General features: G+C 73.0%; 8 protein-coding genes. 3 read left to right on the top strand and 5 right to left on the bottom strand.

What is annotated here, in order from left to right:
- Nucleotides 1–22 precede the first annotated feature (22 nt).
- The 5 genes from JOD64_RS06230 to nadA all read right to left on the bottom strand — a co-directional run bounded on the left by JOD64_RS06230 (nt 23) and on the right by nadA (nt 9,833).
- Entirely contained in the window at nt 23–5,170 is a 5,148-nt protein-coding gene (locus tag JOD64_RS06230; RefSeq protein ID WP_239559431.1) for a WG repeat-containing protein, read from the bottom strand.
- A gap of 384 nt (nt 5,171–5,554) precedes the next feature.
- Nucleotides 5,555–6,115: a helix-turn-helix domain-containing protein gene (locus JOD64_RS06225; protein ID WP_204941358.1), complete on the bottom strand. Its 561-nt coding sequence runs from the start codon at nt 6,113–6,115 to the stop codon at nt 5,555–5,557.
- 240 nt (nt 6,116–6,355) lie between these two features.
- Nucleotides 6,356–6,949: a DUF3043 domain-containing protein gene (locus JOD64_RS06220; RefSeq protein ID WP_204941357.1), complete on the bottom strand. Its 594-nt coding sequence runs from the start codon at nt 6,947–6,949 to the stop codon at nt 6,356–6,358.
- Between the two features lie 116 nt (nt 6,950–7,065).
- Entirely contained in the window at nt 7,066–8,421 is a 1,356-nt protein-coding gene (gene murA, locus JOD64_RS06215) for a UDP-N-acetylglucosamine 1-carboxyvinyltransferase (RefSeq protein WP_030337972.1), read from the bottom strand.
- A gap of 212 nt (nt 8,422–8,633) precedes the next feature.
- A complete protein-coding gene (nadA, locus tag JOD64_RS06210; protein ID WP_204941356.1) occupies nt 8,634–9,833 on the bottom strand; it encodes a quinolinate synthase NadA in 1,200 nt (399 codons plus the stop codon).
- Between the two features lie 68 nt (nt 9,834–9,901).
- On the opposite strand from nadA, the gene JOD64_RS06205 reads away from it, so the two are divergent.
- The 3 genes from JOD64_RS06205 (at nt 9,902) to JOD64_RS06195 (ending at nt 12,764) form a co-directional block, all read left to right on the top strand.
- Nucleotides 9,902–11,041, top strand: a complete 1,140-nt coding sequence (locus JOD64_RS06205; RefSeq protein ID WP_204945930.1) for a glycerate kinase family protein — start codon at nt 9,902–9,904, stop codon at nt 11,039–11,041.
- Between the two features lie 181 nt (nt 11,042–11,222).
- Complete coding sequence (gene erpA / locus JOD64_RS06200; RefSeq protein ID WP_030337969.1) at nt 11,223–11,591, top strand: iron-sulfur cluster insertion protein ErpA; 369 nt, start codon at nt 11,223–11,225, stop codon at nt 11,589–11,591.
- A 192-nt stretch (nt 11,592–11,783) separates the two neighbouring features.
- Complete coding sequence (locus JOD64_RS06195; protein ID WP_204941355.1) at nt 11,784–12,764, top strand: carbohydrate kinase family protein; 981 nt, start codon at nt 11,784–11,786, stop codon at nt 12,762–12,764.
- Nucleotides 12,765–12,834: the final 70 nt, after the last annotated feature.

Here is a 12,834-nt window from a genome sequence, read left to right as displayed (position 1 = left end):
ATCACCATCGTCGACCGATCACTTACAGCACGGGGTTCGCATCGGTGAGTAGTCGATCGATCTCCGTCAGCACCTCGGCGCGATCCCGGTGCACCAGGTCGATCAGCGCCGCGCCGCGCCGGTCCAGGGCACCCCACCGCCCGGTACCGCTCGCGACCAGGAACGCCACCGGGTGGATGGCCAGCATCGCGTGCGTCGGCGGGACCAGCACCGCGCCGGTGCGGTCCACCACGCCCCGCCGGCCAGCCACGTCGACCACGGCGAGTCCCTCGTCGGTGAAACCGTCGACCTGCTGGCCGTCGGCCAACTCGGTGACGAACCCGTGGTAGCGGGTCGGCACGACGATCCGGCCGGTCCGATCGACCGCCCCCCACCCCTCGCGCCGAACGGCCGCCAGCCCGCGGCGGAACGGTCGTACCTCCGCGAAGTTGGGTGCGACGTGCACCGCGCCGGTCGCGTCGATCGCCGTCCAGCCGCCCTCGCCGACCACCCAGGCCAAGCCGTCGCTGAAGGGGTGCGCCGCCCGGAAGGACGGCGGGATCACCGTCGTACCGAGCAGGTTGATCAGCGACCACCGGTCGGTGTCCGGCCGGCGGACCCAGGCCAACCCGTCGTGGAACGGCTGCGCCTCGGCGTACCGGGCGGGGATGACCAGGTCGTCGTCCTGGCTGGTGTAACCCCACAGCGGCCCGTCCCGCTCCGGCAGCGGGGGCCGGTCACGGTCGAGCACCTCGTCCCGACCCCGGCGGTACGGCCCGAAGCCGTCCGTCGCAGCTCGGGCCGTGACCGCGTCGAGAGCCACCCGGATTCGGTCCAGCAGCTCGGCGTCGCCCGCACCACGCAGATCCAGCGCCTGCTCGAAGTGCTGGCAGGCCTCCATGAGTCGTCCCTGGTCGTAACACGACCGCCCGGCGTGCTCGTGGAGTGCGGCCCGCAACCGGTCCGGCAGTTCGACCGAGTTGGCCTGTGCGAAGAGTTGGTCCGCCTCGGCGAAGCTGCCGCGCCAGCGCAGCACGTGGGCCAGCCGGGCCTGGGCTAGCGCGGTCCGGCGCAGCTCACCGGTGGCCTCGGCGTAGGTGAGGGCGAGCCGACCATCGGCCAGCGCGTCGTCCAGGTCGCCGAGGATCCTCGAGGTCACTGCCCGCAGGCTGAGCAGCCGGGCCCGGGCGCGGTTGTCGATCGCCGAGCCCAGCTTCTCGGTCAGCCGCCGCCGGATGGCCCGCAGGTCGTCCGGCTCCGTCAGTTCCTCGCGCAGGGTGACCGGGTCCAGTCGCCAGCGGTACGCCGCGAGGACCTGCTCCGGATCACCCGGGTCGGCCAGTGACGGTCGGGCTGTCGTCGGCGGAGCGTCGCCGGGTGGTGCGGAGACGGGCACGGTCTCGCCGCCCGAGCCGGTCCTCGGGCCGGGAACGGTCGACGCGGGTGGCGCGGACGTCGGCATGGCCGACGCGGGTGGCGCCGATGTGGGCATGGCCGATGCGGGTGGTGTGGATGTCGGCGTGGCCGACGTGGGTGGCGTGGAGATGGGTGGCGCGGACACGGGCGCTGCCGACGACACGGGTACGGGGGGCGTCGGCGGTGCGGAGACGGGTGCTACGGGGGGCGGTGGCGCGGCCGCAGGCGGCGTGGAGATGGGCGGCGCGGACACGGGTGCCACGGCGGCCGGCTCTGCCGGTGCGGGAGGCGCGGAGACAGGTGCGGCGGAGACAGGTGCTGCGGACACGGGTGCTGCGAACTCGGGTACCGGTGTGGTCGGCGGGGCGGACACAGGGGCAGCGGCGGACGGTGGCGCGGACACGGGTGCCACGGAGGCTGGCTGTGCCGACGCGGGTGGCGCGGAAATGGGTTCTGCGGCGGCCTGCAGCGTGGGCGGCGCGGAGATGGGTTCTGCGGCGGCCGGCAGCGGGGGCGCTGGCGGCGCGGAGATGGGCGCGGCGGCCGGTGCCGGGACCCTCGGTGCGGGGTTGTCGGACACCGGCGGGGCCGACACGGGTGCTGCCGCGACGGGAGGGTACGTGTCGTCGTCAGACGTCACGGGTTGGGCTGGCGGCCCGGCGTCGATCGGCCAGTCGTCGGCTTGCCAGTCGTCCGTCGGCCCTGCGGTGCTCGGATCGCGCTCCACATCCGACGGTCGGTCGTGCGGCTCGGCGTCGTCCGTCAGCCCTGCGGTGGCCGGGATGTCCTCCGCGTCCAGCGGCCGGTTGTGCGGCTCGGCGTCGTCCGTCGGCCCTGCGGTGGCCGGGATGTCCTCCGCGTCCGGCGGCCGGTTGTGCGGCTCGGCGTCGTCGGTCGGGTCGTGCTCAATCGGCTCGGCGTCGTCTCCGACCGGACGAGCGGCGGCCGGCTGGTGCGCGGCCTCGGCGGCGGCTTCGGCCCGGTGGTGCGGTAGCGCGATGGCAGGCACGCCGGAGATGGGCCGGTCGCCCTCCACCGATCCTGGCTCGACGGTTGCCGGTGCATCGTCGACCGGGTCGTCCGCCCAGGCGCTGGGGGCGCTGGAGGTCGGGCGAGCAAGCGGCGCGGGGGCGTCGGTCGGTGCCGACCCGTCGGTGGGTTCGTCGACCAGGTCGCGATGGACGTTGACGGTCGATGTCGACGGATCCGTGTCCACAGTGGTCGGCGAGGTGGAGAGGCCGGGGTCGCCCGCCGTCGACTCGTCGTCGGTGAAGTCGGCCGACTGCCGGTCCGTCGCAGGCTCGCCCTGGTCGGTCTCGGCCGGCTGAGCGGGGCTGAACCACGCGTCCGGCCCACGGGTGCCCGGGACCTCCTCCGACGCCCGAACGGGGGCGACCGGCCCCTCCGAGGGCGGCGGCGGTACGTAGCGGCGCGGTGTCCCAGGGGCCAGCGGAAGCGCCACCCCGGCGTCCTCGACCAAAGGCTCCGGAGCCGCAGACGCCGGAGCCGCAGACGTCGGAGCCGCAGACGTCGGAGCCGCAGACGTTGGGGCCACAGACGTTGGGGCCGCAGGGGCCGGGGCCGCAGACGTTGGGGCCGCAGATGTCGGGTCCGGGACCTGCCAGGTTGGCGGCGGCGCGACCGCCGGGCGTGCCGCGGCCGTCGGGTCCGCCGGCTCCGACGAGTGCGGGCGCTGCGGCGCGAACGGTCGTTCGGGGGCGTGCGGTCGGTCCGAGGTTTGCGGTCGGTCCGACGGGGCCGGTCGGTCCGACGGGAACGGGCGCTCCGGCGGGGCCGGGCGATGGTCGCTCGGCGCGGTGGTACCCGGCGTGCCGCCGACCCGGTGGCGGTCTGGGGTCGGATCCCCGCCGCGCCGATGGTCCACCGGGCGGTCCCCGTTGTCCGGGCCGGGGTAGCGCGGTGGTGGGGTGGGGTGCGCCCCGGCAGCCGGTGCCGCTTCGGTTGGTGTCCTGTGCCCAGCCGACGGGACATCCGAGCGCTCGTCGGCGATCGGCGGGTCCACTGGCGCGGGCAGGTACTCCAGCCGAAGGCGTGCGGCAGGTGGACCCGAGATGGGTACGTCGGCGGCAGGGGATACCGGAGCGGCCGACACCGGTCGGTCTCGGCTGGGTGCGGCGGGGGAGACGGGCACCGATGACACCGGTCGGTCTCGGCTGGGCGCGGCGGGGGAGACGGGCACCGATGACACCGGTCGATCTCGGCCGGGTGCGGCGGGGGAGACGGGCGCCGGCGGGACCGGTCGCTCCGGGGCAACCGGCGGGACCGGCACAGCGCGGCCGGCCGAGACCGGTGCCGGCGGTGCCGTCGCGGCTGGGCGCACGGGTCGGTCCTCGTACCGGGACGGGGTGGCCGCTGGTCGCTCGGGCCGGGCAGCCGGGCGCGGCGGGACAACCGGCTCGGCGCTGCGGTGCGGGTCCGGCGTGCGGTGCGGGTCCGGCGTGCGGTGGGGCTCCGGGATGCGGTGTGGGTCCGCGGTGCGGTGCGGTTCGGTGCGGCGGTCCGACTCGCGGCTGCGGTCCGGGCGCAGCGGACCCGGTGGCGGCCAGGGCAGGCCTCCGTCCGGCCGTTGGCCGGGCTGCGGCCGATCCTCACGGTGCCCGTTGTCGCGAGGCCGATCCTCGCGGTACACGTTCTCGCGACGTCCGTCTTCGCGGTACGCGTCCGGCCGGACCTCCTCGCGGGGACGCCGGTCCGGGTACGCCTCGGCGCGGGCCGCGCTCTCGCGGGGCTGTTGCCGGTGCGGGTCGGGGTCGGGCCGGCGCCGCTCGTCGTCGCGGCGGGGTTGTTCGGGCATCTCCGGCTCGGGCCGGTGCCGTCGTCCACCGTTGGGGGGCGGTGCCGCTCCGGCCCCCTCGTCCGGGCGGTAGCGCCGTTCCGGGCGGCGGACGTCGTCGGCGGCCCGGTCCGGGTACCCGTCGGCGCGGTACCGCGTGCCGCCGTCCACGGGCGCCCACGGGTCGGCGGCGTCGGAGACCCGGTCGTCGGTCATCCGGCCGTCGTGGTCCCGGGTGGGTCGTACGCCGTACCCGTCGCCGGGGTGCCGCTCGTAACCGGCGGCCGGTCGTTCCTGCGTGCCGCGCCGACGCGGCGCATCGTCCGGCTCCGGCACCCGGCCGGAATCGGACCGGGGTGCGGGGGAGACCGGTCGAGTGCCCGGGTGGCCCCGGTCCCACTCGGTCGGCTCCTGTCGCGGGCGGCGGCTGTCGTACCGCTCGGAAGTGGGTTGGTCCCGGTGCCAGGCGGCCTCGCGCGCCGGTCCTCGCTCGTCGGCGGGGCGTCGGTCGGACCAGGCGGTACGCCGGTCCGACTCGGGGGAGCGGCGGTCGTCGCGGCGGGGCGGTTCGGGTAGGGGCCGGCGGTACGGCTCGTGGTCGTAGTGGCGGGAGTCTGCGCCGTCGGGCCGGCCGAGGCTGGACGCGTCGGTCGGGCGCTCGTCGGACCTGGGTCGGCCGTAGGTCGGTGTCTCGCCCGGCTCGTCGTCCACCCAGGATCGGCTGTGGGGTGCCGGCTCTGCCGGTGGTTCGTCGGCCCAGGACCGGCCGAGGTAGGTGCCGTCCGGGCGGGTGGGCGCGAGCGGCGGCACCTCGGCCCGGCCGGTCACGGTCGCCCGGCCACGCGGCGGCGGCTGGTGGGGCATGCCGATGTCGCCGGGGTAGCGCTGGCCGGGGAACTGGGGGTGCCATTCGGTGGTCGGTTCGACCACCCAGGACGGCTCGTTCGGGTCCGGCCACGGGTCGGTGTAGCGGCCGCTCATCGGCGGGGCCCGTCGCCACACCCGGCCACTCGGCCGATTCCCGCTGGAGGTGAGCGTCTCGCAGCCGGCGCCGGGTGACCGCCGGGCGTCCGGTCGCCGCCTGCCACGCCCCGGTGGCCGGCTCGCGTCCGCTCGCTCACGGCGTTGTCACCTCGTTGCAAATTGTCGCGCTGGGGCCTCGCGTGCCGGTCAGGTCGCCTGCACCGGCAGGCCGTGGCTGCGGATGGAGGGTAACGGCGTGGGCTCGCTCACCGCCACTGTGGCGCCGCCCACGGGTGCAAACGTTATCCCAATGGTTTCGGACATTTGGTCTTATAACCCAATCTGGTCTTCGACCATACCGCATTCGGCGACGGCCCGGCTCGGGCTGAACGTCGCCCTCGGTCAGGGATGCTCCAGGATGAGGACGGCGAACGTGCCGGGAGTGAGCGCCTCGTAGCGGTGCGGGGCGTCACCGGGGAACGTGGCGTAGTCGCCGGGGGCCAACTCGACCGAGGCCGCCTCCGGGCCGACCCGCAGTCGGCCCGCGGCGACCACCACGTGTTCGACGCTGCGCGGGGCGTGCCCGTCGGCGGCTCGGACCGCGCCCGGTTCCAACTCGATCAGGTAGACGTCCCGGCGCAGGTGTGTCGCCCCGGCACTGAGCAGCGTCCCGGTGAAGTCGGCGTGCTCGGAGCGGACCCGAGGCCCGTCCCCTGCCCGGATCACCCGTACGCCCTCGTGGTGCGGCTCCACCAGCCGGCTGAACGGCACGCCGAGTGCCTCGCCCAACGCCCAGAGCGTCTCCACGCTCGGATTGCCGGTGCCCGACTCCAGTTGGGAGAGCGTGGACTTCGCCACCCCCGCCCGGCGGGCGAGTTCGGTCAGCGAAACGCCGACCCGCTCCCGCTCCCGGCGCAGGGCGGCGGCGATCGTGGCCAGCGGGGCGGCAGGTTCCGGAGGCATGCGTTCGCTCCATCGGATCAGCGTTCGTTGCGACGAACAGCATCAGCCTGTTCAGCATGATGAACCAAGCGCACGGTACAACGAACAGCGGACGCCCGGATGCCGCACGGCGTGCTTGCCCTCGCGGACGGTGTCGAACGCTGCAGCCCACCCAAAGCAAGATCCGCACAACTTCGGGGAAGTTGTGCGGATCTTGGCGGGTACGTGGGGGGAATCGCGCCCCGTCCGACCGGCGTCGGGTCAGACCTTGTCGCCGAGCTTGACCTGGGGGGCGGGGGCGCGCATCCGCCGGAACGTGATCGACCGCATGACCGCGTAGAGGAAGAGCGAGCCCATCCGCTGGTCGGACTTCGGGAAGCGCTCCCGGACCAGCTTGCTGATCTTGCGGCAGATCAGCACCGAGTCGACGACCACGCCCAGGGCCAGCGCGCCCCAGAGCACGTTGGAGATCAACCGGACCAGCGGCGGCATGGCCGCGTTCGACCCGATCAGCACGATCAACGCCCCGCCGAAGAACCAGGTGCCGACGGTACGACGGGAGTCGACGACGTTGCGGGCCAGCAGCCGCTCCGGGCCACGGTCGCGGGGGCCGCCCTCGCGGCGGAACTCCGACGCGGCCTCGGTGCGCAGTTGACGACGGCGCTCCCGCTCCTCCTCCTTGGTGAGGGGGCGGCTGGGGCCGGCCGGGCGGCGGCCGACGGTCGGCCGCTTCGGCGTCTCCCGACCCTTGGCCGGGGTGTAACCCCGGGAACGCTCGGCGGTCTCCTCGGGGGTCACCGAGGAGACGGCCTCGTCGACGAGGTCAGTGGATTTGCGGCGAAAGAGCGACGGCACGCGGCAAGGGTAGCCAACGGTCCGCGCCCGGTGCACATCGCGGTGCACCGGGCCGACGGCTCCAGGTCTCGACGCGTCGAATTGGAGCTGTCGTAGCGGACGGAAGGTGTTGCACGTTACGGACGCTCGGCGTGCGCGCCCAGGTCGGCGAGCTTCGCCTCGAAGTCCTCGTAGCCCCGGTTGATCAGGTCGACGCCGTACACCCGGGAGGTGCCCTCGGCCGCGAGCGCCGCGATCAGGTGGCTGAACCCGGCCCGCAGGTCCGGGATGACCAGGTCGGCGGCGTGCAGCTTGCTCGGCCCGGCGATCACGGCCGAGTGCTTGAAGTTGCGCCGGCCGAAGCGGCACGGGGTGCCGCCGAGGCAGTCCCGGTAGACCTGGATGTTGGCGCCCATCGAGTTGAGCGCCTCGGTGTAGCCCAGCCGCTGCTCGTAGACCGTCTCGTGGACGATCGACAGGCCGCGGGCCTGAGTGAGCGCCACGACCAGCGGCTGCTGCCAGTCGGTCATGAAACCGGGGTGCACGTCGGTCTCCAGCGCCACCGCGTTCAGCTCGCCGCCCGGGTGCCAGAAGCGGATGCCGCCCTCCTGGCCCGGGTCGCCCAGCTTCGGCGCGCGCGCGTCGGTGACCTCGTACTCGCCGCCGACCGAGCGGAAGATGTTCAGGAAGGTCATCATGTCGGCCTGCTGTGCGCCGAGCACCTCGACGTGACCACGGGTCGCCAGGGCGGCGGCCGCCCAGCTCGCCGCCTCGATCCGGTCCGGGATCGGCCGGTGGGTGTAGCCGTGCAGCTTCGGCACGCCCTGAATCTCGATCACCCGGTCGGTGTGGACCTTGATGATCGCGCCCATCTTCTGCAGGATGCAGATCAGGTCGATGATCTCCGGCTCCACCGCGGCGTTGCGCAGCTCGGTGACGCCCTCGGCCATCACCGCGGTCAGCAGCACCTGCTCGGTGGCGCCGACGCTCGGGTACGGCAGGGCGAACTTGGTGCCGTGCAGCCCGTTCGGCGCGGACAGGTGCAGACCCTCCGGCCGCTTGTCGACCGTGGCGCCGAACTCCCGCAGCGCCTGCAGGTGGAAGTCGATCGGGCGCGGGCCGATGTGGCAGCCGCCCAGATCCGGGATGAACGCGTGCCCGAGCCGGTGCAGCAGCGGGCCGCAGAACAGGATCGGGATCCGGCTGGAACCGGCGTGCACGTTGATCTGATCGGTGCTGGCGCTCTCCACGTTCGCCGGGTCGAAGACGAGCTCGCCGTCCTCGGTGCCGTCGGTGACCTTGACGCCGTGCAGGCCGAGCAGACCCCGGACCACCTCGACGTCGCGGATCTTCGGCACGTCGAACAGTCGGCTCGGGCTGTCGCCGAGTAGCGCGGCGACCATCGCCTTCGAAACCAGGTTCTTCGCGCCGCGCACGCGGATCCGCCCTTCAAGCGGAGTGCCTCCGTGTACGACCAGGACGTCGTCGGTCAACGCAACCTCCAGCGCGTCGGTGCTGCCGTGTTGTTGGGGGGGAGCCTGAACGTTGTCGCTACCCCGAATGCGGCCAAGTTGAAACGGCCCGCGTGTGTCGTCGCTCCGGCAGCATAGCCCTCGGTGACGAAAAAGGACTCGGTCACATCGGCGTGTGTGGCATTAATCGGTGATCCGGCGCTTTTGCGTACCAAGAGCACTACGGATCGTGATCAGGACGCGGTCGGCGCCGGGGTGTCCGCGCCCGGCAGGGCGAGCATCTGGTCCAGCGCGACCCGGGCGTGGTGCGCGGTGTCGGCGTCCACGGTGATCTGATTGACGACCCGGCCCGCGACCAGCTCCTCAAGAGCCCAGACCAGGTGCGGCAGATCGATCCGGTTCATCGTCGAGCAGTAGCAGACGGCCTTGTCCAGGAACATGATCTGCTTGTCCGGGTGTGCCAGCGCGAGCCGGCGGACCAGGTTCAGCTCGGTGCCGAGCGCCCACGCCGAACCGGCCGGAGCCGCCTCGACCGCCTTGATGATGTATTCGGTGGAGCCGACGTAGTCGGCGGCGGTGACCACCTCGTGCCGGCACTCCGGGTGGACCAGCACGTTGACCCCGGGCACCCGCTCCCGTACGTCGTTGACGCTCTCGAGGGTGAACCGGCCGTGCACCGAGCAGTGCCCCCGCCAGAGGATCATCTTGGCGTCGCGTAGCTGCTCCGGTGTGAGCCCGCCACCGGGCTTGTGCGGGTCGTAGAGCACGCAGTCGTCCAACGACAGGCCCATCTCCAGCACCGCCGTGTTGCGGCCCAGGTGCTGGTCGGGCAGGAAGAGCACCTTCGACCCCTGCTCGAACGCCCAGTCCAGGGCGCGCTTGGCGTTGGACGAGGTGCAGACCACGCCGCCGTTACGGCCGACGAAGCCCTTGATGTCGGCCGAGGAGTTCATGTACGTCACCGGGACGGTCTCGCCGGCGATGCCCAGCTCGGTCAGGGTGTCCCAGGCGGCCTCGACCTGGCCCAGGACCGCCATGTCCGCCATCGAGCAGCCCGCCGCGAGGTCCGGCAGGATCACCCGCTGGGAGTCGGTGGTGAGGATGTCGGCGCTCTCGGCCATGAAGTGCACACCGCAGAAGACGATGTACTCCGCGTCCGGGCGGGCCGCGGCCTCCCGGGCCAGCTTGAACGAGTCGCCGGTCACGTCAGCGAACTGGATCACCTCGTCGCGCTGGTAGTGGTGCCCCAGCACGAAGACCTTGCTTCCCAGCTTGGCCTTGGCGGCCGTGGCTCGGGCCACCAGATCCGGATCGCTGGGCGCCGGCAGGTCGCCCGGACACTCGACGCCACGCTCGGTGTCGGGGTCGCTGCCCCGGCCGAGCAGCAGCAGAGCCGTCGCCGTGTTGGAGGGTTCCACCCAGGTCGAAGTCACGTGACCCATGGTCCCACAGCGCGAGCGCGACGCAGCTTCCCTCGGTGTGGGCTGCCACACTGCTCGGCATGCGCGTGCTGCTCTGCCCGGACAAGTTCGCCGGCACCCTGCCCGCACCGGAGGTGGCCGCCGCGGTGGCCGCCGGCTGGCGCACCGTCACCAACGGGGACGACCTGCTGATCCGGCCGCTCGCCGACGGTGGGCCGGGCTTCGTCGAGGTGCTCGCCGAGGCCCTCGGCGGCCGGCGGGTGCCGGTGTCGACGGTCGACCCGTTGGGCCGTCCGGCAGCCGGTGAGATCCTGCTCACCGCCGACGGCTCGACCGCCTACCTGGAGAGCGCCCAGGCGTGCGGCCTGCACCTGCTCTCCGTGGCCGAACGCGACCCGAAGACCACCACCTCGTACGGGCTGGGTCTGTTGGTGGCCGCCGCGGTGGAGAGCGGCGCCCGGACGGTGGTGATCGGGCTGGGCGGTTCCGGCACCAACGACGCCGGCGCCGGAATGCTCGCCGCGCTGGGCGTGACCCCGCTCGACCCGGGCGGCGCCGCGCTGCCGTACGGCGGGGCGGCGCTCGCCGCGGTCGACGCGTTGGACGGCGTACCCCGGTTGCGGGGCGTCTGGCTCGTCGCGGCCACCGACGTGGACAACCCGCTGCTCGGCCTGCACGGCGCGAGCAACGTGTTCGGTCCGCAGAAGGGCGCCGACCGTGCCGACGTGCTGCTGCTCGACGCCGCGCTGGAGCGTTTCGCGGCGGTGCTGGAACGGGATCTGGCGGGCTGCCCGGAGGGGCTCGGCATGTTGCCCGGAGGTGGGGCTGCCGGTGGCATCGGCGCGGCCATCCTCGCCCTGGGCGGCGGCTGCGAGTCGGGAATCGGCCTCGTCACCCGGGCCACCCGACTGGACGCCGCGCTGGACACCGCCGACCTGGTGATCACCGGTGAGGGTTCGTTCGACCACCAGTCGCTGCGCGGCAAGGTGGTCGCCGGAGTGGCCGGCGCCGCCCGGGACCGGGGGGTGCCCTGCGTGGTGGTGGCCGGTCAGGTGAGCACCGGCCGACGGGAGGCCGCCTCGGCCGGGGTGACCGACGCGTACAGCCTGGTCGAGCACTTCGGCGGCGAGGAGAGCGGCGGGCTCGACGCCGCCCTGAGCCGACCCGCGGAGGGCCTCCGCGAGTTGGGTGCCCGGCTGGCCCGGCAGTGGAGCCGCTGAACGCCCCGACCACTGCGCCGGCCCGCTCAGGAGCGGATCGACCTGCGGCGGGGGTTACGCCACGCGGGTGAGCCCGGCCGGGGCGGCGTACCATCGGCAAAGGACCACAACCGGGAATCACTGGACGGCGCGCGGCGTTGGCCAGTGCGTCCGGACCCAAACCGCGCAGGGAGACTTCCACGTGACCACGCCAGCGCAGACCGAGTCGACCGAGGCCCAGGCCCCTACTTCCGTCGTCCTCACCGACGTCGCAGCGCAGAAGGTCAAGGCCCTGATCGAGCAGGAGGGCCGCGACGACCTGCGGCTCCGCGTCGCCGTGCAGCCAGGCGGCTGCTCCGGCCTGCGGTACCAGCTCTTCTTCGACGAGCGTTCACTCGACGGTGACGTCGTCACCGACTTCGGTGGTGTCGAGGTCGTTGTCGACCGGATGAGCGCCCCGTACCTTTCCGGCGCGACGATCGACTTCGCCGACCGGATCGACGCCCAGGGCTTCACCATCGACAACCCCAACGCGGGCAGCTCGTGCGCCTGCGGTGACTCGTTCAACTGAGTCACACACCAGCACAGACGGGGCCGTCCTTCGGGACGGCCCCGCTGTCGTAGCGGTGTGAAGTCGTACCCGTTGGGAACGGTCGGAGAAGCGGCGGTGCCGGGCCGGTTGCCGATGACCGACCGACCGGTCGGTGTCGGGTCGTCCGGCCGGTAGGCTGATCGCGCCCTGCTCCCGACCCCGAGGGTTGACATGAAGATCGCCGTCACCGGCTCGATCGCCACCGATCACCTGATGAGCTTCCCCGGTCGCTTCGCCGACCAGCTCATCGCCGATCAGCTGCACAAGGTGTCCCTCTCCTTCCTGGTGGATGACCTGGTGCTCCGTCGCGGCGGCGTGGCGGCGAACATCTCCTTCGGCATGGGCCAGCTCGGGCTGCGCCCGGTGCTGCTCGGCGCGGTGGGAGCGGACTTCGCCGACTACCGCTCCTGGCTGGAGCGCCACGGCGTGGACTGCGACTCGGTGCACATCAGTGAGGTGGCGCACACCGCCCGGTTCGTCTGCACCACCGACACGGACATGTGCCAGATCGCGTCGTTCTACGCGGGCGCGATGAGTGAGGCGCGCAACATCGAGCTCGCCCCGGTCGCCGACCGGCTCGGCGGGCTCGACCTGGTGCTGGTCGGTGCCAACGACCCCGAGGCGATGCTGCGGCACTCGGCCGAGTGCCGCACCCGTGGGTACGCCTTCGCGGCCGACCCCTCCCAGCAACTCGCCCGGATGCCCGGCGAGGACGTGGTGGCGCTGATCGAAGGCGCCGAGTACCTGATGACCAACGACTACGAGAAGTCGCTGCTGCAGAGCAAGGCGCAGCTGAGCGACGACCAACTGCTGGACCTGGTCAAGGTGCGGGTCACCACGTTGGGCAAGCACGGTGTGGAGATCGCCGGGCGTGGCATCGACCCGATCCACGTGCCGATCGCGCGGGAGATCCGGGCGGTCGATCCGACCGGTGTGGGCGACGGATTCCGGGCCGGCTTCTTCACCGCGCTCTCCTGGGGGCTCGGCCTGGAACGGGCCGCCCAGGTCGGCTCGCTGCTGGCCACGCTGGTCCTGGAGACCGTCGGGACCCAGGAGTACGACGTCCGGCGCGACCTGTTCGTCAAGCGGATGGCCGAGTCCTACGGCGACACCGCGGCCGACGAGATCCGCCCCCACCTCCTCCCGGCGTAGCTCCCACTCCCATTCTCGGCGATCTTGCACATTGTGCCGCCGATTCGCGGCTTTTCGTGCGTGTTTGTCA

This window comes from Micromonospora luteifusca (assembly GCF_016907275.1).
In the GTDB taxonomy this organism is placed as follows: Bacteria; Actinomycetota; Actinomycetes; order Mycobacteriales; family Micromonosporaceae; genus Micromonospora; species Micromonospora luteifusca.
The sequence above is the reverse complement of the archived record's forward strand: the minus strand, read 5'-3'. Positions and strand labels throughout refer to the sequence as shown.